This is a genomic window from Synechococcus sp. CCAP 1479/9 (assembly GCF_019038535.1).
Taxonomy (GTDB): domain Bacteria; phylum Cyanobacteriota; class Cyanobacteriia; order PCC-6307; family Cyanobiaceae; genus Cyanobium.
The window spans coordinates 431,265-450,850 of the sequence record NZ_JAFKRK010000016.1; the positions used below are offsets into that span (position 1 = coordinate 431,265).

Consider the following 19,586-nt stretch of genomic DNA (forward strand, 5'->3'; position numbering starts at 1 on the left):
CCCGGTCATTCTGGGGCTGAACCGGCGATTCCCGATGTATCGGCGGCAGGATCAGCGGTGGTGGCGGATCGGCCGGTCAGGAGCGCCGCACGATCGGCTCGGCGCGCACCACGCTGCCGAGGAGCAGGAACAGCGCCTCGATGCTGCCCACCCGCGTCACTTTCTGGAACCAGGCATTTTCCCCGTAGATCAGCTGGATGAGGGCGGCCTCCGTCTCCTGGGCCGGCATCTGGAAGCTCAGCCCCAGCAGCGGCAGCTGGCGCAGGCGGCCGGAGCGCATCAGGCGCACCGGCAGTTCCAGGTGGAACTGGGGCACCCGCAGCAGGCCTTCGGTTTCCTTCCCTGTGGGGGCGGCGGTGTTGAGCACCAGGCTCGCCCCCTGCTCGGACACGTCGTTGGTGGTGCCCCAGTACTCCTTGCCCCCCAGTTCCAGGGGGAAACGGTCGGCCTGGCGACGCACCGGCTTGTCGATGCAGGCCAGCAGACAGATGAACATCAGCAGGCCGTTGTAGAGGTTCCAGCCCACCATCAGGCCTTCCCCCTCGAAAACGGATCGGGACCAGCGGATGTCCAGCAGGGGCAGGCCGTAGTTCAGCACCAGCACACCCACGAACAGGAACAGGTACGTCAGGAACGGCCAGGCGAAACGCAGATCCAGGATCTGTTTCTGGCTGGTGACGTCCTTGTTGGTCACCAGGCTGCCCACGGAGCGGAACGGACGGAACAGAATCTGTGACAGCCTCCTCAGTGCCGGGAAGCAGAACAGGGCTTCATAGACTTCCGTCCAGAAATGGAAGTAGTGGCCGTTGGTCTGCCAGGAGGGCAGGAAGTAGAGCATGATCACGAACGGCAGGCCGTAGGCCAGGTATTCCACCGGCGGAGCGGCGATCAGGGTGAAGCCGATCAGCATCGATAACAGCGGGAAAACGATGTAGACGGCGCGAAACAGGGGTGTCAGCAGGCTGAGCAGGAGATTCAGATAGAAGACCTTCTGCCAGAAATTCAGCGTCTTCCAGATCGGCAGTTGCTTGGGAGAGGTGAAGACCTGCACATTGCCCTGCATCCAGCGCAGCCGCTGCTCGAGGTAATCACGGAACGTGCGTGGCACTTCGCCCAGGCTCAGCACTTCATCGAGGTAGATCATGCGCCAGCCGCGGGTGAGCAGGCGGGTGCCCGTCTGGTTGTCTTCGACGATGCAGTGGGTGACATAGCCGCCGATGGCCTCCAGCGCCGAACGCCGGGCCAGGTAGGAGGTGCCGCAGCAGACCACGGCATTGAACGGATCGCGGATCACCTGGACGTAACGGAAGAAATAGTCCATGTCGTCCGGCACCAGCACATCCAGCCCGAGGTTGCGGTTGTGGAAATCGGAGTTGAAGTAGTGCTGCGGCGTCTGTACCAGGGCAACTTCGGGATCCTTGAAGAAACCCACCGTGCGGTCGAGGAAGCGGCTGAAGGGAATGAAATCGCAATCGAAGACGGCGATCAGCTCGCCCTTGGAGTGGGCCAGGGCGTAGTTGAGATTGCCGGCCTTGCGGTGCAGATTGTCGGGCCGGCTCAGATACTGCACCCCCAGCTCGGCGGCCAGGGCGGCAATGGCGGGGCGGTGGCCATCATCGAGAACGTAGATGGTCTTGTTGGCGTACTGGATGTTGCGGCAGGCCATGACGCAGCGCCGGATCAGTCGCTCGGATTCGTTGTAGGTGGGAATCCACAGGTCCACACTGGGCTGCTGTTCCTTTGCCCAGGCCAGGAGCTGGTCCGCCTCACGTCGCCGTTGCTGGGGCCTGTAGCGGAGGGAGGGGTAGAACTGCAGCGCCGATGTCAGCAGGTAGGTGACCTCGCAGAGGAAGAAGACGAGGCTGAAGAACAGGCTGACCGGGTGGGCCGTGTTGATGGTGGTGGCGCGCCAGATGAAGTAGCGGATCGTGAACAGCGACAACACCACGTTCACCAGCAGATAGCTGGAGGGCCGCCTTGGCAGCAGGTTCACCCCCAGGCAGATGCCGATCGCCAGGGCCAGGGGCAGCAGCACGTCGACCCACACATCCCGCACCTGCCAGAGCTCGGGCAGGACCCGGAAGCTGAGGGGATTGAGCAGCCCGACCGCCACCACGGACACCTGCAGGTTGGCCAGCAGCACCGCCAGCACCAGGCACCCCGCCGAGAGCAGCAGCACCATCCAGACCCAGGGCGAGATCCTCGAGCGGCCCTGGGGATCCGAAAACGAATGCAGGAACTTCATCGCTGGAAGCTGACCTTCGCCGTGAACCCCACGTAGCAGAACTCCCCCGGAGGCGCCGGGAAGTCGTTGAGGATGCGGATCTTGACCTCGCTTTCCCTGGCCAGGTTGATCGGCACCGGCGTGGGGGCCTCCTCGCCCAGCTGGGTGCGGCCGATGCCGGAGCGGATCCCCACCACCTCACCCCGCAGCTTGTCCCGGCTGCCCACCAGCTCGATCTTCGCCTTGCTGCCCAGGCGGATCCGGTTGAGGTCGTTCTCCGCCACCGTGGTGGTGAGCCAGCGCTGGCTGCAGTCGATCATCTGGATCACCGACTGCATCGCATCGACGGAGTCGCCCCGCTGGGCCCCCAGCTGCCAGATCACCGCCTTGCGGGGGCTGACCAGGCGGGCGCGGCTGCGCTCCTGCCATTCCTTCCGGGCCACGGCCACCTGCTGCTCCAGGCCGTTCACCTGGAAGGCCTGGGTGCGCACATCGCCTTCGGCGTTCTCCAGGGCGATGGTGGCCTCCTGGAGCCGCACCACCGGATCGGAGTTGCTGCGGTTGTTGCGCAGGGTCAGTTCGTTCCGGGAGGCCTCCAGCACCGCCGCCTGGCCGGCCAGCTGGGCCTCCAGACCCCGCACCTCCCGGGCCCGCTGCAGTTCGGTGGTGCGGGCCCGGTCGACCACATTCGCGGCCACGGCACCGGCCCGGAACAGCTCCTCCTGGCGGCGGGTCTCCCGCTGGGCGAAGGCCAGTTCCTTGCGGGCGCGATCCAGGGCGAAACCCAGGTTGTCCCGGTCGCCCTGGTCGCGGGCCACCTCCAGGTTGCGCTGCTGGCGGGCGTCCTGGGTGAGCCGCTCCACGAGCTTCTGGCGCAGGTCGCGGCGCGTCCGCAGTTCCTGCAGCCGGCCCCGGGCCGTTTCCAGCTCGGTCTCGAGGGCCGAAAGGGCATCCCGGGAGGCCCTGGGGTTGACGATGATCGCCAGGGTCTGGCCGGGGCGGACCTCCACGCCCGTCCCCACGGTGAGGCTCTCCAGGGTGCCGGTGACCGGACTTCTCAGCACGATCGGGGTGGCATTGATGACCGCATCGCGGGAGCGGGCGGTGAAGAAGTTGATCACGATGGCCAGGGCCGTGATCAGCAGCCCCGCCGAAATCAGCAGGATGGTGAGATCCGCCCTGCGGGAGCTGGGAATGGCGTCGTCGTCATCCGTCGCGGCGATGTCAGGGGCGGCGACATCCAGGACCTGACCGGCAGCGCCGACGGATTCAGGCTCACTTGCGCCCGCGGCGGATGGGGGCATCCCAGCGTTGGATGGAAGACACTCCATTCTAACAGCGCCGAATTTTTTTGCTTCGATAAGACCTAACGATTGGTTGTGAATCTGTCAGCGGCCGGCTCTCCTGAGGCCGCCCATCTGAGCCGCTCAGCGCTTGTCGAGGGCCGCCTGAATCGTGGCGGTTGCCGGTTTGGGTTGGCTGTCTTCATCGAAGGGCAGGGGCCGCTGGGGCAGGCCATCCGCCCTCGGCAGGAACGCATTCAGCCAGGTGGTGCGATCACTCAATCCCCAGGTGGTGATCAGCTTCAGCCGCGGTTCCGGCAGGACCGCCGCCAGGAAGGCGCCGTACACCGCCGCCACGGACCGGTCCCGCTCCGGGATGGCCGCCGGCAGTTCCCGGTCGTTCACGTCCAGTTCGGTCACGAGGATGTCCAGGTCCAGGGCGGCCAGCTCCTTCAGGAAGGCGGGCAGGGTGCGGAAGGTGGTCGGCCCGCTGCCGTTGGCATAGAGATGGGCCTGCAGACCCACGGCGTTCAGCGGGACGCCGCGCTGCCGCAGCTGGCGCAGGAGCTTCAGGAAGGCCTGCCGTTTGCGCGCCGTCTTGGCGTCATCGCCCTCCAGCCCGTACTCGTTGATCACCAGGGCCGCCTTCGGGTCGGCCTGGTGGGCCAGGGTCAGCGCCCGGGCGATGTAGTCGGGACCCAGCCGCTCCAGCCAGAGGCTGCGGCGCAGGCCCGTGCCGTCGTCGGCGATCGGTTCGTTCACCACGTCCCATGACGGCAGCTGGCCGCGGTAGTGGCCCACCACGGTGCCGATGTAGGTCGCCATGGCTTTGTCCAGCTCCGCCGGCGGCAGGGCCTTCACCCAGGCCGGCAGCTGCTCGTGCCACACCAGGGTGTGGCCCCGCATCGCCAGCCCCTGCTCGCGGGCGAAGGCCAGCAGCCGGTCCGGGGCGCTGAAATCGAAGCTCCCGGGCGTGGCCTCCACCCCATCCCACTTGAGCTCCGATTCGGGCACGATCAGGCCGCTCTGCTCGCTCACCAGGCGGCGCAGGCCCGGATCCCGCAGCTGGTCATTGGTGACGGCGGTGCCCCAGCGCAGCCCGCGCGCCGCCGCCAGCCCCTGCAGGGTCGGGGCCGCCCCTGGCGGCAGGGCCCGGGCCACGCTCCAGCCCAGGGCGGCCACCACGGCGATCACGATCAGTTGCCGACGTCGCATGGACCGGGGCGGGGGGAGGGGCGCCCCCGTCACTCTGGCCGGCCATCCCGGCGCCGTCATCCCAACGGGAGGCTCAGGCCGGTTCCGCCGCCAGCAGCGCCCGCAGGCCGTCCTCGTCCAGCACGCTCACCCCCAGGTCCTGGGCCTTGGTGAGCTTGCCGCCGGCCTCCTCGCCGGCCACCACGTAGCTGGTCTTCCGGCTCACCGAACCGCTCACCTTCCCGCCGGCCGCCTCGATCAGGGCCTGGGCCGCGGAGCGGCTCAGGGATGGGAGGGTGCCGGTGAGCACGAAGGTGAGTCCCGCCAGGGGCGTCGCCGACGGCGGCCCGCCATCGCCGTCCCCGTCCGGCTCCGGCGCGGCGGCCAGGGAGAAGCCCAGCTCCCCCAGCTGCTCCAGCAACAACTGGTTGGCCGGCGTGGCGAACCACTGCCGCAGGGACTGGGCGATCTCGGGGCCGATGCCGAAGACCGCCGTGAGCGGATCCGCTGCCCCGCCGGCTTCGTTTGCTTCGTCGGCCAGGGCGGCGGCCTCCAGCGCGCCGGCGCTGGGGAAGGCCCGGGCCAGGGCCTTGGCATTCACCTCCCCCACGTGGTGGATGCCGAGGCCGTAGAGCTGGCGGTGCCAGGGCTGTTGCTTCGACGCCTCCAGGGCGGCCACCAGCTTGGCGGCGGAGGTCTCGCCCATGCGCTCCAGGCTGGCCAGCAGGGCGGCATCGAGCCCGTAGAGGCCGGGGATCGACCTCACCAGGCCCCGGTCCACCAGCTGCTCGATCAGCTTGATCCCCAGGCCGTCCACATCGAGGGCTCCCTTGCTCACCCAGTGGCGCAGGGAACCGCGCAGGATGGCGGGGCAGCCGTTGTTGACGCAGCGGGTGGCGGCCTCCCCCTCCTCCCGCACCAGTGCCGAGCCGCATTCCGGGCAGGTGGGGGGCAGCTCCAGCCGCCTGGCCCCCTCCGGTCTCAGCTCCACCAGCACCCGCACCACCTCGGGGATGATCTCGCCCGCCTTGCGCACCACGATCGTGTCGCCGGCGCAGAGATCCAGCTCCGCCAGGCGATCGGCGTTGTGGAGGGTGGCGCGGCCCACGGTGGTGCCCGCCAGGGGCACCGGCTCGAACTCCGCCACCGGCGTGACGACCCCCGTGCGGCCCACCTGGCAGGTGAGCCGCAGCAGGCGGCTGGGGGCCTCCTCGGCGGCGTACTTGAGGGCGATCGCCCAGCGGGGCGCCTTCTGGGTGAAGCCCGCCTCCTCCTGCAGGCGCAGGTCGTCGAGTTTCACCACCACCCCATCGGTGGCGTAGGGCAGCCCGCGGCGCTCCTCTTCCCAGCGGTCGCAGAAGGCCTTCACCGCCGCCAGATCGGGGCAGAGGGCGCAGTGGGGATTGACGCGGAACCCGGCCGCCTTCAGCCAATCCAGGGCCTGCCACTGGCTGCGGGGCACGGCAGGGTCGCCGGGGCCGGCCTGCCACGCATCGGGCAGGTGCAGGGTGTAGGCGAAGAACGACAGCCCGCGGGAGGCCACCACCTTCGGATCCAGCTGCCGCAGGGTGCCGGCACAGGCGTTGCGCGGATTGGCGAAGGGGGCCTCGCCCCGCTCGGCGCGCTCGGCGTTGATGGCGGCGAAGGTGGCGTCCGGGATGAAGGCCTCACCGCGCACCTCCACCCAGGCGGGGGGCTGCTCCAGGTCGAGGCGCAGGGGCACGCTGCGGATCGTGCGCACGTTGGCGGTGATCTCCTCGCCCCGCTCCCCGTCCCCCCGGGTGGCGGCCCGCACGAGCACCCCCTGCTCGTAGCTGAGGGCGAGGGCATTGCCGTCGATCTTGAGTTCACCCACCATCGGCAGGGCCGGCGCCGCTGCGCCCTCCTGGGCCTCCCGGTCGAGCACCCGCAGCAGCCGGGAGTACCAGCCGTCGAGCTCGTCGTGGGAGAAGGCGTTGTCGAGGCTCAGCAGGCCGATCCGGTGGGCCACGCTGGTGAACCCCTCGGCCGGGGCACCGCCCACCCGCCGGGTGGGGCTGTCGGGCCGGATCAGCGCGGGATCGGCCTCCTCCAGCGCCACGAGTTCCCGGTAGAGCCGGTCATAGACCGGGTCCTCCATCACGGGAGCATCGAGCACGTAGTAGGCGTGGGCGGCGCGGTTGAGCAGCCGCCGCAGTTCCTCCGCCCGGGCTTGGGCCACGGCTCAGGCGGCCGCCAGCTTGGTGATCCGATCCACCCGCCAGGTCTCCTCCACCTTCACGAAGGTGAAGTCGAGGGGGAGTTCCTCCTTGCCGTCGGTCTTGAGCTTGACCGTCAGGATCACCTGGCCCTCCTGCAGCCGGGGACGCCCGGACTTGAGGTTGCGGTATTTGTTGAGCTGCAGCCCGGCCAGGAAGCGGATGAACTGCTGCCGGTTGACGTGGGAGCGGTAGTTGCGGGTGGTGAGCAGGTAGGCCCCGTCCACCTGGCCGGAGGCCACCTGGGTGAAGAACTGCTTGATCAGCGGATTGATGCCCCGGGCGCTGAGCACCAGCCGGACCGCCGAGATGGTCCAGTACAGAAGCAGGCCACCGGCTCCCGCCAGCAGGAGCTTGGTGCCGATGTCGCGGGCCAGTCCCCAGTCCATGGTGATCCCATCCGTTCGCAGCGTTGCAGAGTCTGACGGACGACCCCACCAGAATGGGCCGATGCCCCTGGAACCCCTGCTGCCGCTGTTCCACCGGCTCAACCGCGAGCACTTTGACGGCCAGCTCACCCGGGAGAACCGGCCCCTGGTGGACGTGCGCTGGAGCGACGGCCGCCTCACCCGCACCGCCGGGCTCTACCGGCGGGGGCGTCTGGCCGACGGCCGCGACCTCTGCGAGATCGTCCTCTCCCGCCCCCTGCTGGAGCCGCTGCCGCGGCAGGCCACCCTGGGCACCCTCTGCCACGAGATGATCCACGCCTGGGTGGACCGGGTGCTGGTGGCGTCGGAGGTCCATGGTCCCCGGTTCCGGGCCCGGATGGAGCAGATCAACCGGGCCCAGGACGCTTTCCAGGTGAGCCTGCGGCACCGCTATCCCCTGCCGGTGGCCGCCAGCCGCTGGATGGCCCGCTGTCCGTGCTGCGACAGCCGCACGCCCTACCAGCGCCGCCGGCAGGGCCTGGCCTGCCGCCGCTGCTGCGAGCGCCTCCATGGCGGGCGCTGGGATGCGAGCTGTCTGCTGGTGTTCGAGCCCAACACCGCCTAGGTTCTGGCGCAGGTGTTGGGGCCGATGGCGACGTTTCTGTGGACCCTGGAATGGGGTGGCTTCACCATTGCCCTGGTGGGGATGGGGCGGGAGCACTGGCTGTCCGGTCGGCGCCGCTAAATTGGCCTGATGCATCCGATGGATCAGGGCTACGGCCGCGAACGGGATCCCTGGGACCGCGAACCTCCCGAGCGCGACTCCAGGGAGCGTGAACTGTCCCGGCGCCCCCGTGGCGGCAGTGATCCCCTCGATCAGCGCGTTGATCGCTGGGTGACGGCCGGCCGTCAGTTCGTTGAGGGGGTGGCGGGGTCGCGGCCTGGTGGCCGACCCGCCGGGCGTGGGACCGACCGTCGCCCCCAGCTGCGGCCCCGGATGGACGAGCTCGGCCGCTGGGTGGAGGGCCGCCTCGACTGGCTGCTCGACGACGGTGACGACTGGCGGGAGCCTTGGCAGGAGAGCGACCGCGGCGCCCCCGGGGCTCCGGTGGAGCCGCCGGCCCCCGGCCGTTCCCGCCGCCCGATGCTCGAGGCGGTCTCCCGGCGCGGCCGCCCAGGACCGCCGCCATCCCCCACCACCGCACCCGCTTCCGCACCCGCTCCCGGCAACGGGGCGCCAGACGACGGCGACTGGCCGGATGACGCCAGCTTCACCCTGCCCCGCTGGCAGCGCCCCGAAGGCTCCGGTGAGCCGGAACCGGCCGTCCCGCCTCCGGACTCCGGCCGGCCGCTGCCCCGCTCCAGCCGCCGCCGTGCCTGAGCCGGGAACACCGCCATTTCGGCGGGAAGTGGGCTAGGACTGGCTTTGAATTCGAATGGACGTCGGCCATGAGCAGCCTGGTGGTGGTTGGGTTTCCGTCCGTGGCGGAGGCCGACCAGGTGCGGCGCCAGCTGGTGGAGATCCAGAAGGAGGAACTGATCGCCCTCGAGGATGCGGTGGTCGTCGAGGCCGAACCCGACGGCAAGGTGCGCCTGCACCAGTCGCTCAATCTCACCAAGGCCGGTGCCCTCGGCGGTGGCTTCTGGGGCACCCTGGTGGGCCTGCTGTTCCTCAATCCCCTGCTCGGGGCCGCCGTCGGCGTCGGCCTGGGGGCCGCTTCAGGCTCCCTGTCGGACCTGGGCATCAACGACAACTTCATGCGGGAGGTGGGAGAAACCCTCCCCCCCGGCAGTGCGGCCCTATGCCTGCTGCTGCGCGACGCCACCCCCGACCGGCTGATCGAGCGGCTGCGGGTTCATGCGCCCCACGCCAAGCTGCTGCGCACCAACCTCAGCCATACCGACGAGGACCGGCTGCGTCAGATGCTCGAGCAGGCGAGCAAGCAGGCCCAGGCCCTGCGGCTGTCCTGAGCTTCGGGTTCACCCGGAAGCTGCAGCCCCGCTGACGCAGTTCCCTGTTCACCGGCTTCACCAGGTCGCGGGGGACGTCAACGGCCATCTCCTCAGCCGAGATGCTGATCGACGGGGAGCCGTTCTGGAGGGCGCTGAGCAGGTCGGCCCACAGGCTCACCATGGTGCGCTGGGCCTGGGGCACCAGCCCCAGCCGCTCGAGATGGGGGGCGCAGCCCTGGTGCAGCCAGAGGCTGGAGTGGTGGTGGCCCGGCTGGGGACGCATGGCCAGGCCGGCCGCCAGGGCCTCGGCCGTGGGTTCGCCGCTGCTGCGGCGCAGGCCGGAAGCCACCAGCAGTTTTCCGGTGTGGACGGCGGAGACGCCGTAGCGGCGGCCCAGTTCGGTGAGGGTGAGCCAGTCCCCTCCCGGCGGGGTCTGGGCGCTGTGGCGGTTGGACATGGGGCGGATTCAGGTATCCGAATGCTGGCCAGCGACTTTCGAGCGTCAATTCGTCAACAGCAAACCGCCACAAGGTGTTACCGAATTGATGAGTCTTTACGAACCGATTCCGCCTGGGCCGGCCCCAGCCAGCGCTCCAGCGCCGGGGAGAACACCTCCCGGATCACGGTGAGTTCCCGCCCGTGGCGAAAGAAGCGGTAATGCCGGCTCCAGAAGGGTCCCGTGTGGCCGAAACGTTCCTGCAGCCAAGGTTCCTGCACCTGACCGAAGCCATCCACCTCGCGGTACAGCTCCGCCCGCCCCGCCGAGAGGCTGCGCCAGATCGGCAGCCGGCGATCCTGCAGATGGGCCTCCGCCTCCGCCTGGTTCCACCAGCTCTCGGCCCAGCCCAGGGTCTGGGGCCCGCAGGTGAGCCACACCTGGCGCCGCAGCAGCGGCTCGGCCAGCTCGGCCACCTCCGCCGGCGCTCCGGCGGAGACACCCGCTTCGGACGCCATGGCGATCAGTTCCACCTCCACCGGATGGCCGGTGAGCAGCTGCAGATGCCGTGTCGGGCTGCCGTCCCCGAGCAGCAGCAGCGTCCAGGGGCCGCTCAGCTCACCGCCGGCCGGAGGCTGGGGGCGTTCGGCGGCACTGGCCTGCCACAGGCACGCGGGGGACGGCAGCAGGCCGCCGGTGGCTTGGTTCATGGCGGGCCGGGGGGCAGGTCAGTAGCCGTTGCTGATCGAGATGCGCCGCACCTCGCCACCCCGTTCGATCATGGCGGTGTCGCCATCGGCGGAGCGAAGGCGCCAGCCGCTGCCCCCGATCGCCTCGCCGACGCTGACGCTGGTGGAACTTCCCCCCATCTGGAAGATCGCCGAGGCGGGCCGCCCCGCCGAGCCCACCACTCCCACCAGTTCGGGAACGGGGCCGCCCCCGGCCGGGGCGGCGCTGCGTTCGCCGTAACCGCCGCCCCCGCCACCGGTGGCCGCAGGTGCTGCGGCGGCCAGTTTCGGGCTCACCGGCACCCGCAGGACCGGCGCCCTCGAGCCCTCCGGCTGGGGCAGCTGGGAGAGCTGCTCGATCCAGGGTTCCTCCGGGGGCGGGGGCAGCTGGTCACTGGCGAGCGGCAGGACGGACGGGCCGCCGGCCAGGCTGGTTCCGGCGGCCCCGAGCGGGGCCGGGTTGGCTGGGCCGAGGCTGCGCAGCCGCTCCACCAGCAGCAGGCTGCGCTCCTGGCTGAGGGCCTGCTGCATGCGGCTGGAGTGGGTGAGGTACAGAACCGAACTGGCGACGCTGACCATGCAGACGCCTCCCATGGCCGTGAGCAGCAGGGTGTTGCGGTCGTGCCGGGATGGGGCCGGGGCCGGGGCGGCGGGACGGCCCCGCAGCTGCCGTACCGGGGGGGCCAGGGGCAGGGGCGGCGGCGCCTCGGCCTGGGAGGCCACGTCAAGATCGATGGTGGCCTCCGGATCGAAGACCCGGTTCATCATCTGCTCGGCCTTCAGCTCCCAGTAGGCACGGGAGGTGGGGATGCCACGCAGGGGACGCCGAGGGGAGGGGCTCATCTGCAGACCTCGGCGTCAGGCGTGCGTCACTGTAACGATGCTTCCGCGGTCTGACGAGGGCCCGGCTGTCCCCGGCGCCGCTGCAGCTCCAGCCAGAGCAGCAGGGCGTTGACGTCGGCGGGGCTGACCCCGGGAATCCGGGAGGCCTGGCCCAGGCTGCGGGGCTGGATGGCCGCCAGCTTCTCGCGGGCCTCCGCCGAGAGGGTGCCGATGGCGGCGTAGTCAACATCGGCGGGGATGGCGCGGTCGAGCTGGCGCCGCACCCGCTCGATCTGCTGTTCCTGGCGGGCCAGATAGCCGCTGTACTTGATGTCGATCTCGGCGCCGTCGCGCACATCGATCGGCAGATCAGGATCCATGAGCCCCAGCCGCACCAGATCCTCGCCGTGCAGGCCCGGCCGGCGCAGCAGATCGGCCAGGGTGATCGAGCCGTTGATGCCGGCGCCGGTGGCAGCGGCCACGGCGGTGGCGGCGGGATCGGAGGCCTTGAGCCGCACCGTTTCCAGCCGCTGTTTCTCGGCGTCGATGGCGGCCTGCTTCTGCTCGAACAGGCGCCAGCGCCGTTCGTCTATCAGGCCCAGCCGGTGGCCCAGGGGCGTGAGGCGGCGATCGGCGTTGTCGCCACGCAGCACCAGCCGGTACTCGCTGCGGCTGGTCAGCACCCGGTAGGGCTCCTTGAGGTCCTGGGTGACCAGGTCGTCCACCAGGGTGCCGATGTAGCTCCCCTCCCGGGGGAAATGCACCGGGTCCTGGCCGCCCAGCAGCCGGGCGGCGTTCAGCCCGGCCACCAGCCCCTGGGCGGCGGCCTCCTCGTAGCCGGTGGTGCCGTTGAGCTGGCCCGCCGAGAACAGGCCCCGCACCCGTTTGGTTTCCAGGGAGGGCTCCAGCTGGGTGGCCGGCAGGATGTCGTAGTCGACGGCGTAGGCGGGGCGCAGCATCACGCAGGCCTCCAGCCCCGGAAGGGTCCGCAGCAGGGCCAGCTGCAGGGACTCGGGCAGGCCGGTGGAGAAGCCCTGGACGTAGAGCTCGGGGGTGTCGCGCCCCTCCGGCTCCAGGAAGATCTGGTGGCTGTCCTTGTCGGCAAAGCGCACGATCTTGTCCTCGATCGACGGGCAGTAGCGGGGCCCCTTGCTGTCGATGAAGCCGCCGTAGATCGGGGTGAGGTGGAGGTTGTCGCGGATCAGCTGGTGGGTGGCCGCCGTGGTGCGGGTGATGTGGCAGGCCATCTGCTCGCCGCTCACCCGGGCGGTGGGATCGAAGCTGAAGAAGCGGTCGGCGGCGTCGCTGGGCTGCTCCTCCAGCTGGTCGAGGGCCACGCTGCGCCGGTCGACGCGGGCGGGGGTGCCGGTCTTGAGGCGGTCGGTGCGGAACCCCAGGGCCTGCAGCGCTTCGGTGAGCCCTTCGGCGGGCTGCTCGCCGGCCCGGCCCGCCGCCATCGAGCGGTTGCCCACCCAGATGCGGCCCCCCAGGAAGGTGCCAGTGGTGAGGATCACGGCGCCGGCGCCGTAGACGCTGCCGAAGTAGGTGCGCACGCCGATCACCCGGGCCGGCGGGCCAGTTGGATCGTGGGGATCGCCCTCCAGCTCCAGCCCCGTGACCATCGCTTCGCGCAGGGCCAGGTTGGGGGTGTGCTGCAGCAGCTGCAGCATCTGGCGGGCGTAGTGGCGTTTGTCGGTCTGGGCCCGCAGCGCCCACACGGCCGGGCCGCGGCTGGCGTTGAGCAGCCGTTTCTGCAGGGCGGTGGCATCGGCCAGCCGGCCGATCACCCCCCCGAGGGCATCCACCTCATGGACCAGCTGGCTCTTGGCCGGGCCGCCCACGGCCGGGTTGCAGGGCTGCCAGGCGATGCGGTCGAGGTTGAGGCTGAACAGGGCGGTGGACACCCCGAGCCGGGCGGCGGTGAGGGCCGCTTCGCAGCCGGCGTGGCCGCCGCCGACCACGATCAGGTCGAAGCGTTCGGTGGGGTCTGCGCTCAGGGCCATCCTTTGAATGTATGGCGTGGCAGGGGCCGGTGGGGCTGCCGGGCCCGGCCGATGATGGGGACCTGCGGTCGAGGCGTCCGCCCATGCGCACCGCCCTGGTGCTGATCGATCTGATCAACGACCTCATCCACCCCGACGGGGCGATGCCCACCTGCGCCGCCGAGGTGGCAAGACGCGGCGTGCTGGGCGCGGCCAACCAGGCCCTCGAGCACGCCCGCGCCCAGGGCTGGCCCACGCTCCTGGTGAAGGTGGCCTTCCGAGCCGGCTATCCGGAGCTGCCCGCCCACGCGCCACTTCTCGGCCGGGCCCGGGAGCTGGGGGCCCTGCGGCTGGGCCAGTGGGGCACGGAGTTCCACGCCGATCTGGCGGTGCAGCCCGGCGATCCGGTGCTGGTCAAGCACCGGCTGAGCCCCTTCCACGGCACCGCCCTGGCGACGCTGCTGCGGGCCGTCGGGATCGAGCGGCTGCTGCTGGGGGGCGTCAGCTCCGCCTGGGCCCTGCAGGCGGCGGCCCGGGAGGCCCATGACCGCGACTTCCATGTGGTGCTGGTGGAGGACGCCTGCGCCGCGGCGAGCCCCCAGGAGCATCAGGCCTCAATCGCTCAGCTGTCCCGCCTGGCCGCCGTGGTGCGGGCGGCCGACCTGGCAGGGCTCAGCGACCCTTCCTGAGGGCCCCGGCCTGCTCACCCCGGTGGCTGCAGCGAGGCGGCGTAGGCGGGATCCTCGGTGCCGAACACCCGGTCCCAGAAGGTGAAATAGAGCCCGAAATGATGGCCGTGGCGCCGGTGGTGCAGGGAGTGGTGGGCGGGGCCGATCAGCCAGCGCCCCAGCCAGTGGTGGGGAAAGCTCAGCGGCAGCACCTCCAGGCCCAGGTGGTTGACCACGGCCCACACCGTCATCGTGGTGAGCACCGCCAGCAGGGTGGCGAAATGCATCGGAATCAGCATCACGATGCCGATCAGGAACAGGGCCTGAACGACGGCTTCGAGGGGGTCGAAGGCGAAGGAGGTCCAGGGTGTGGGCTGGCGGGATCGGTGGTGCCCGCGGTGAAACCAGGGGAAGAGTTTTGGCTGGTGGAACAGCCGGTGGGTGGCGTAGAAATAGGCATCCTGCAGTACCAGCACGGCCACGTAACTGAGCGGCAGGCTCCACCAGGTGTCGGCATGGATCTGGCCATGCAGGCGGGTCAGGCCCTGCTCCTGCAGCGTCATCAGCAGGGCGGTGGCCAGGGAGAAGATGGCGGCGGAGATGATGGACAGCTGGATGTCATTGAAAACGGAGACCCTGGCCTCCTGGCGCTGATAGAGAAGCCAGTGGGCGAAGCCGGCCATGGCGAGATAGCGCGCCAGGATGATAGCGAAAAAGGCGATAACGTAAAACCAGAAGGAATGATGTTGCACGTATAGCTTCACGGAGCCTTGATGTTCAGGCTACTGGCCCTTTCCCTGGCTGGATACGGCGGATATCCCTATGCAGCGAACCTAGGCGGCGAGATTGCGGAAGCGGGTGAACTGCGGTTCGAACAGCAATTTCACGGTGCCGACGGGGCCGTTGCGGTGCTTGGTGACGATGACTTCGGTGATGCCGCGGTCGGCGGTTTCGGGGTTGTAGTACTCGTCGCGGTAGATCATCAGCACCAGATCGGCGTCCTGCTCGATCGAGCCCGATTCCCGCAGGTCGCTGAGCATGGGGCGTTTGTTGGTGCGGGATTCGACGCCGCGGCTGAGCTGGGAGAGGGCGATGACGGGCACGTGCAGTTCGCGGGCCATGCCCTTGAGGCCCCGGGTGATGCGGGAGAGTTCCTGGACGCGGTTGTCGGGGGTGCTGCCCTCCATCAACTGCAGGTAATCGATCACGATCAGGCCGAGTTCCTTGCCGGTTTCGGCCATCAGGCGCCGGCAGAGGGAGCGCATCTCGAGCACGCCGGAATTGGGCTTGTCGTCGATGAACAGGGGCAGCTGGCCGAGGCTGTTGATGCCCTGGCCGAGCAGGGGCCATTCCTCCTGCTGCAGGCGGCCGGTGCGCAGGCGGCCGCTCTCGATGCCCACCTCCATCGACAGCAGGCGGTAGGTGAGCTGTTCCTTGCTCATCTCCAGGCTGAACACGCACACCGGCAGCTGGTGCAGCTGGGCGACGTTCTTGGCGATGTTGAGCACGATCGAGGTCTTGCCCATGGCGGGCCGTCCGGCGACGATGATCAGGTCGCTGCGCTGCAGGCCCTGGGTGATGGCGTCCAGGTCGTAGAAGTTGACCGGGATGCCGGCAACGGCGGTGCCGAGGGAACGGCTCTCGATCTCGTTGAAGGTGCTGGTGAGGATCTCCGCGGTGGGGGTGAGGCCGGCGGTGGGCTTCTCCTGGCTGATGGCGAAGATTTTCTGCTCGGCCTCATCGAGCACCTGCTCCATCGGCAGGCTCTGGTCGAAGCCGAGGCGGATCACCTCGTTGGCGGAGCGGATCAGCTGGCGCCGCAGGTGCTTGTCCATCACCAGCCGCGCCACCTGGTCGATGGAGGCGGTGGAGAGGGTGCGCTCCACCAGCTCGACCAGCCGGGCGCTGCCGCCCACCTTTTCCAGCTGGCCCGTGTCGGCGAGCCAGGCGGCCATGGCCGTGAGGTCGGTGGGCTTGCCCTGGCTGTGCAGCATCAGGGCGGTGCGGTAGATCTCGCGGTGGGCGCCGAGATAGAAGGCTTCGGGCCGCAGCACGTCGGCGACGCGGCCGATGGCGTCGGGATCGAGAAGGATGCCGCCCAGAACCGACTCTTCCGCCTCCAGGTTCTGGGGCGGGACCGAATCGGGCAGGGCCTCGAAGCCGGCCTGCTCCTCCCGTCGGGACGCCGGCCTCGGACCGTCGGGCCGGGGTGGCTCGGAACCAGCCAGGGGCACGCTCACCATGGACGGGACTCCAGAACGCGGCTCACGGAACGGAAAGCCGGATCGGTCAGGATCGGGCGCCGGTGAGGAGGATCACTCTGGCGCCCGGAGCGGAAAGAATCGGTTCGCTGCTGGCCGATCAGTAGCTGACCACTTCCAGGTTGACGTCGGCGACGACCTCGGGGTGCAGCTTGACCTGCACCTTGTAGGAGCCGGTGCGGTGGATCTCGGGAACGGTGATGGCGCGGCGGTCGACCTCTTTCTTGGTGGCCGCTTCGATGGCCTCGGCCACGTCACCGTTGGTGACGGTGCCGAAGAGGACGTCGTCGCCGCCGGTCTGCTTCTTGACGGTGAAGCGGCCGATGGTGTCGAGGGCGGTGCGGAAGGCGATCGCCTCGGCCTTCAGGGCCGCCTGACGCTCCGCCTCCTTGGCCCGGCGGTGCTCCACCTGGCGCAGCACCGCGGCGGTGACGGCCAGGGCCTTGCCGGTGGGCAGGAGGTAGTTACGGGCGTAGCCGGGAGCGACATCCACCAGATCCCCGTCTTTGCCCAGGGAAAGGATGTCCTCGCTCAGGACCACCTGCACACGCTTCTTGACCATGACAACGCCCCGGCTGAGCCATCTGAAATCCGATCGGCAAGCCTACGACATGGAGTTGGTGGGTGCCGCGGCCCGGGGTAGGCGGACCCGGGTGGCCAGGCCCAGGGCGCGCATCAGGCGGATGTGCTGCCAGGTGAGGTCGAACTGGCGGGGGCCGAAGCCGTGGCGCGCCGAATGGGGGTAGGCGTGGTGGTTGTTGTGCCAGCCCTCACCGAAGGTCAGCGCCGCCACCCAGGGGTTGTTCTTCGACTTGTCGCCGCTGTCGTGGACGGACTCACCCCACATGTGGGTGGCCGAGTTGACCAGCCAGGTGCACTGATAGACGATCACCAGGCGCAGGGGGATGCCCCACAGCACCAGGGCCCAGCCGCCGGCACCGGTGACGCTGCCGATCCAGAAGAGCAGCAGGCCCAGGGGCACCTGGAGCAGCAGGAAGCTGTGGTTCAGCCAGCGGTAGTAGGGGTCGGTGGCCAGGTCGCCGGTGAGCCGGGGCACGGCGGCCATGGCGGGAATCTCCTCGAACATCCAGGCCATGTGGGACCACCAGAAGCCCTTGTTGCTGTCGTGGTGATCCGCTTCCGTATCGGAAAACTTGTGGTGGTGGCGGTGCAGGCCGACCCAGTCGATCGGGCCGTGCTGGCAGCTGAGGGCGCCGCAGGTGGCGAAGAAGCGCTCCAGCCACTGGGGCACCCGGAAGGAGCGGTGGCTGAGCAGGCGGTGGTAGCCGATCGTGACGCCCAGGCAGGCGGTGACCCAGTACATCACCAGCAGGGCACCGACGGCCTCCAGGCTCCAGAAGCGGGGCAGCAGGGCCACCACCGCCAGGATGTGGATGACGACCATGAAGCCAATCGTGCCCCAGCGGGTGCCCTTGGGGGAGACGCCGCGGGGTTCGCCGCGGCGCGGTTCGTGCAGGGCCCGGGCCCGGACCAGGGAATCGGGTCCCTGGTTGATGGCGGCGGGGCGGCGGGTGTGGCGGGCTTTGGTGCCGCCATCGCGGCGGTCGCCGGAGGGGGCGCCTGGCTGGATGCCGGGGCGGGAGAGGGGGGTGACGGCCATGAAGGACCGGGCTCCTGATGAGTGATTAAGATGGTAGCAATACGAATCCTGATCGAGTGGGGTATCGAGACGAACTCGTATCTGGCCGCGTCGCCTTCGCCCACCTGATCCGCGTCTGGCACGAGCGCAACGGCTGGTCCCACCGGGTTCTGCCGATGCTGGCCGAGGCCCTCGACCTGGGTCGGGTGCACAACTCCCAGCTCTCGATGCTGCGCAACGGCAAGCTGGCCTCCCCCGGCCCGGAGGTGTTCCTGGCCCTGGGGAGCGTCAACCTCTGGCTCGACGCCCAGGCCCCCGAGGGTCGGTTGGAGCCGCTGGCGGCGCGCACGCTGCTGGCGGCCCACCCCGAACTCCTGGAGGCCCTCTGCAGCTCGGCCCTGCCGGTGCGCGACGAGCGCCAGCGGGTGCTGGGGCCCGGGGCCCTGCTTGAGGTGTTCGTGGGGCTCTCGCAGCCGCCGGCCAGCTTTGATCTGCGCATCGGCGAGGCGGAGGCCGCCGGGCTCAGCGCCGCCCTGGCCCAGCTGCTCACCGCCGGCCGGCCCTGGCGCGACTGCCGCGACCGGCTGATGGCGGCCTATCCGGTGGCCAAGCGCCAGCGGCGGGAGCGCTTCGCCGAGGTGATCGCCGGCCAGCGCGACTACACGGCGGTGGAACTGGACGCCGAGCTGCCCGAGCTGCGCCGCACCCTGGCGGCCCTGGGGGCGGCGGGGGAGGAGGAGCTGGGCCCGGACCGCTTCCTGGACCTGCTGCGTCAGCGGGCCCGCCGGCTTCAGGGGGAGGGGGCCGCCCAGGCCCCGGACGACCTGGCGGCCGCCATCCGCCGCGAGATCGGCGCGGCGATTCCTGCCACGCCCGACCCGGCCGAGCTCTGATTCAGGGGTTCAGGCGGGGGCGTCGGCGCGGCGGCCGAAGACCGGGGCGATGCGCACCTTCCTGGCCAGGCCGAGGGCCCGCAGGGCGCGGATGTGCTGCCAGGTGATGTCGAACTCGAACCAGCGCAGCCCGTGGCGGGCCGAGTGGGGGTAGGCGTGGTGGTTGTTGTGCCAGCCCTCGCCGAAGGTGAGGATCGCCACCCACCAGCAGTTGCGGGAGCGGTCGGGGCAGTCGAAGTTGCGGTAGCCGAAGGCGTGGGTGGCGGAGTTCACCAGCCAGGTGACGTGGTACACGAGCACCAGGCGCAGCGGGATGCCCCAGAGCACCAGCCCCAGGCCGCCGCCATGGACGCCGGCCCAGTTGCCGTACCAGTAGAGGGCGGCCCCCAGGGGCAGCTGCAGCAGCAGGAACCAGCGGTCCAGCCAGCGGTAGAGGGGATCCTTCTCCATGTCCCCGGTGAAGCGGTGGATCTCGGTGAGGGCCGGGATCTTGTGCAGCATCCACTCGCTGTGGGCCCACCAGAGGCCGCGGGCGGCGTCGTGGTGGTCGTTGGGCTGGTCGGAGAAGAGGTGGTGGTGCCGGTGCAGGCCCACCCATTCGATCGGTCCGCTCTGGCAGGCCAGGGTGCCCATCAGCACCAGCAGCCGCTCCACCCAGCGGGGCGCCTCGAAGCCCCGGTGCGCCACCAGCCGATGCAGCCCGAGGGTCACCCCCAGCACCGTGGCCCAGTAGAGGACCGCCAGCACGATCACCCCCTGCAGGCTCCAGAAGCGCGGCAGCAGGGCGAAGACCGCCCCCACATGGATGGCCAGCATGAAACCGGTGGTGCCGGTCTTGAACTTGCGCTGGTTCGCCGGCAGGGGCGGCCGGGGCAATTCCATGGCCGCCAGCAGCTGGGCCTTCTTGCGGGAATGGCTGGCGTCCTGCAGGGGCACG

19 protein-coding genes are annotated in these 19,586 nt (G+C 70.0%); 5 read left to right on the top strand and 14 right to left on the bottom strand.

From position 1 onward, the window contains the following. Positions 1 to 76: 76 nt before the first annotated feature. The 5 genes from KUG38_RS06425 to KUG38_RS06445 form a co-directional block, all read right to left on the bottom strand. On the bottom strand, positions 77 to 2,245 hold the full coding sequence (locus KUG38_RS06425) for a glycosyltransferase (RefSeq protein ID WP_216919972.1): 2,169 nt from the start codon (positions 2,243 to 2,245) through the stop codon (positions 77 to 79). Further along, positions 2,242 to 3,528, bottom strand: coding sequence for an HlyD family secretion protein (locus KUG38_RS06430; protein WP_216919974.1), 1,287 nt, complete (start codon positions 3,526 to 3,528; stop codon positions 2,242 to 2,244). Before KUG38_RS06430 ends, KUG38_RS06425 begins: the two co-directional genes overlap by 4 nt. Before the next feature lie 123 nt (positions 3,529 to 3,651). Then, a complete protein-coding gene (locus KUG38_RS06435) occupies positions 3,652 to 4,722 on the bottom strand; it encodes an endo-1,4-beta-xylanase (RefSeq protein ID WP_216919975.1) in 1,071 nt (356 codons plus the stop codon). 73 nt (positions 4,723 to 4,795) lie between these two features. Continuing rightward, entirely contained in the window at positions 4,796 to 6,901 is a 2,106-nt protein-coding gene (gene ligA / locus KUG38_RS06440) for an NAD-dependent DNA ligase LigA (protein WP_216919976.1), read from the bottom strand. 3 nt (positions 6,902 to 6,904) lie between these two features. After that, positions 6,905 to 7,327, bottom strand: a complete 423-nt coding sequence (locus KUG38_RS06445; protein ID WP_216919977.1) for a hypothetical protein — start codon at positions 7,325 to 7,327, stop codon at positions 6,905 to 6,907. 61 nt (positions 7,328 to 7,388) lie between these two features. Between KUG38_RS06445 and KUG38_RS06450 the strand changes: the two genes are divergently transcribed. From KUG38_RS06450 to KUG38_RS06460, 3 genes are all read left to right on the top strand, one after another. After that, positions 7,389 to 7,931 carry a SprT family zinc-dependent metalloprotease gene (locus tag KUG38_RS06450; protein ID WP_216919978.1) on the top strand — a complete coding sequence of 181 codons (543 nt, stop codon included), beginning with the start codon at positions 7,389 to 7,391 and terminating at the stop codon, positions 7,929 to 7,931. Positions 7,932 to 8,060: 129 nt separating this feature from the next. After that, on the top strand, positions 8,061 to 8,687 hold the full coding sequence (locus KUG38_RS06455) for a hypothetical protein (protein ID WP_286195664.1): 627 nt from the start codon (positions 8,061 to 8,063) through the stop codon (positions 8,685 to 8,687). A 68-nt stretch (positions 8,688 to 8,755) separates the two neighbouring features. Then, the gene (locus KUG38_RS06460) at positions 8,756 to 9,277 is read left to right on the top strand and encodes a DUF1269 domain-containing protein (protein ID WP_094585673.1); all 522 of its coding nucleotides are present in this window, start codon (positions 8,756 to 8,758) and stop codon (positions 9,275 to 9,277) included. Here the strand turns inward: KUG38_RS06460 and KUG38_RS06465 are convergent. The 4 genes from KUG38_RS06465 to mnmG form a co-directional block, all read right to left on the bottom strand. Beyond that, the gene (locus tag KUG38_RS06465; protein ID WP_143594113.1) at positions 9,198 to 9,716 is read right to left on the bottom strand and encodes a hypothetical protein; all 519 of its coding nucleotides are present in this window, start codon (positions 9,714 to 9,716) and stop codon (positions 9,198 to 9,200) included. The two genes, KUG38_RS06460 and KUG38_RS06465, sit on opposite strands and share 80 nt — an antisense overlap. Before the next feature lie 77 nt (positions 9,717 to 9,793). After that, complete coding sequence (locus KUG38_RS06470) at positions 9,794 to 10,405, bottom strand: chorismate lyase (RefSeq protein ID WP_216919979.1); 612 nt, start codon at positions 10,403 to 10,405, stop codon at positions 9,794 to 9,796. A gap of 18 nt (positions 10,406 to 10,423) precedes the next feature. Next, complete coding sequence (locus tag KUG38_RS06475; protein WP_216919980.1) at positions 10,424 to 11,266, bottom strand: hypothetical protein; 843 nt, start codon at positions 11,264 to 11,266, stop codon at positions 10,424 to 10,426. Positions 11,267 to 11,292: 26 nt separating this feature from the next. Then, positions 11,293 to 13,248, bottom strand: coding sequence for a tRNA uridine-5-carboxymethylaminomethyl(34) synthesis enzyme MnmG (mnmG, locus tag KUG38_RS06480; protein WP_216919981.1), 1,956 nt, complete (start codon positions 13,246 to 13,248; stop codon positions 11,293 to 11,295). Positions 13,249 to 13,331: 83 nt separating this feature from the next. On the opposite strand from mnmG, the gene KUG38_RS06485 reads away from it, so the two are divergent. Next, positions 13,332 to 13,916, top strand: a complete 585-nt coding sequence (locus KUG38_RS06485) for a cysteine hydrolase family protein (protein ID WP_216919983.1) — start codon at positions 13,332 to 13,334, stop codon at positions 13,914 to 13,916. A 14-nt stretch (positions 13,917 to 13,930) separates the two neighbouring features. Here KUG38_RS06485 and KUG38_RS06490 read toward each other — a convergent pair whose 3' ends face one another. The 4 genes from KUG38_RS06490 to KUG38_RS06505 form a co-directional block, all read right to left on the bottom strand. Further along, complete coding sequence (locus tag KUG38_RS06490; protein ID WP_353617734.1) at positions 13,931 to 14,578, bottom strand: sterol desaturase family protein; 648 nt, start codon at positions 14,576 to 14,578, stop codon at positions 13,931 to 13,933. 150 nt (positions 14,579 to 14,728) lie between these two features. Next, a complete protein-coding gene (dnaB, locus tag KUG38_RS06495; RefSeq protein WP_216919987.1) occupies positions 14,729 to 16,138 on the bottom strand; it encodes a replicative DNA helicase in 1,410 nt (469 codons plus the stop codon). Positions 16,139 to 16,256: 118 nt separating this feature from the next. Next, positions 16,257 to 16,718 (bottom strand): 50S ribosomal protein L9, encoded by a 462-nt coding sequence (rplI, locus tag KUG38_RS06500; RefSeq protein ID WP_216919989.1) that lies wholly within the window; start codon positions 16,716 to 16,718, stop codon positions 16,257 to 16,259. Between the two features lie 42 nt (positions 16,719 to 16,760). Further along, entirely contained in the window at positions 16,761 to 17,777 is a 1,017-nt protein-coding gene (locus KUG38_RS06505; protein WP_216919991.1) for an acyl-CoA desaturase, read from the bottom strand. Between the two features lie 56 nt (positions 17,778 to 17,833). Here KUG38_RS06505 and KUG38_RS06510 point away from each other — a divergent pair, with 56 nt between their 5' ends. Continuing rightward, on the top strand, positions 17,834 to 18,649 hold the full coding sequence (locus KUG38_RS06510) for a DUF8644 domain-containing protein (protein WP_216919994.1): 816 nt from the start codon (positions 17,834 to 17,836) through the stop codon (positions 18,647 to 18,649). A gap of 9 nt (positions 18,650 to 18,658) precedes the next feature. Here KUG38_RS06510 and KUG38_RS06515 read toward each other — a convergent pair whose 3' ends face one another. After that, the gene (locus KUG38_RS06515; RefSeq protein WP_286195743.1) at positions 18,659 to 19,531 is read right to left on the bottom strand and encodes an acyl-CoA desaturase; all 873 of its coding nucleotides are present in this window, start codon (positions 19,529 to 19,531) and stop codon (positions 18,659 to 18,661) included. Positions 19,532 to 19,586: the final 55 nt, after the last annotated feature.

What these genes read in the sequence shown, in the direction of transcription:
- KUG38_RS06425 (WP_216919972.1), bottom strand. Translation starts at nt 2,245, where the DNA reads ATGAAGTTCCTGCATTCGTTTTCGGATCCCCAGGGCCGCTCGAGGATC.
- KUG38_RS06430 (WP_216919974.1), bottom strand. Translation starts at nt 3,528, where the DNA reads ATGCCCCCATCCGCCGCGGGCGCAAGTGAGCCTGAATCCGTCGGCGCT.
- KUG38_RS06435 (WP_216919975.1), bottom strand. Translation starts at nt 4,722, where the DNA reads ATGCGACGTCGGCAACTGATCGTGATCGCCGTGGTGGCCGCCCTGGGC.
- KUG38_RS06445 (WP_216919977.1), bottom strand. Translation starts at nt 7,327, where the DNA reads ATGGACTGGGGACTGGCCCGCGACATCGGCACCAAGCTCCTGCTGGCG.
- KUG38_RS06450 (WP_216919978.1), top strand. Translation starts at nt 7,389, where the DNA reads ATGCCCCTGGAACCCCTGCTGCCGCTGTTCCACCGGCTCAACCGCGAG.
- KUG38_RS06455 (WP_286195664.1), top strand. Translation starts at nt 8,061, where the DNA reads ATGCATCCGATGGATCAGGGCTACGGCCGCGAACGGGATCCCTGGGAC.
- KUG38_RS06460 (WP_094585673.1), top strand. Translation starts at nt 8,756, where the DNA reads ATGAGCAGCCTGGTGGTGGTTGGGTTTCCGTCCGTGGCGGAGGCCGAC.
- KUG38_RS06465 (WP_143594113.1), bottom strand. Translation starts at nt 9,716, where the DNA reads ATGTCCAACCGCCACAGCGCCCAGACCCCGCCGGGAGGGGACTGGCTC.
- KUG38_RS06470 (WP_216919979.1), bottom strand. Translation starts at nt 10,405, where the DNA reads ATGAACCAAGCCACCGGCGGCCTGCTGCCGTCCCCCGCGTGCCTGTGG.
- KUG38_RS06475 (WP_216919980.1), bottom strand. Translation starts at nt 11,266, where the DNA reads ATGAGCCCCTCCCCTCGGCGTCCCCTGCGTGGCATCCCCACCTCCCGT.
- mnmG (WP_216919981.1), bottom strand. Translation starts at nt 13,248, where the DNA reads ATGGCCCTGAGCGCAGACCCCACCGAACGCTTCGACCTGATCGTGGTC.
- KUG38_RS06485 (WP_216919983.1), top strand. Translation starts at nt 13,332, where the DNA reads ATGCGCACCGCCCTGGTGCTGATCGATCTGATCAACGACCTCATCCAC.
- KUG38_RS06490 (WP_353617734.1), bottom strand. Translation starts at nt 14,578, where the DNA reads ATGGCCGGCTTCGCCCACTGGCTTCTCTATCAGCGCCAGGAGGCCAGG.
- dnaB (WP_216919987.1), bottom strand. Translation starts at nt 16,138, where the DNA reads ATGGTGAGCGTGCCCCTGGCTGGTTCCGAGCCACCCCGGCCCGACGGT.
- rplI (WP_216919989.1), bottom strand. Translation starts at nt 16,718, where the DNA reads ATGGTCAAGAAGCGTGTGCAGGTGGTCCTGAGCGAGGACATCCTTTCC.
- KUG38_RS06505 (WP_216919991.1), bottom strand. Translation starts at nt 17,777, where the DNA reads ATGGCCGTCACCCCCCTCTCCCGCCCCGGCATCCAGCCAGGCGCCCCC.
- KUG38_RS06515 (WP_286195743.1), bottom strand. Translation starts at nt 19,531, where the DNA reads ATGGAATTGCCCCGGCCGCCCCTGCCGGCGAACCAGCGCAAGTTCAAG.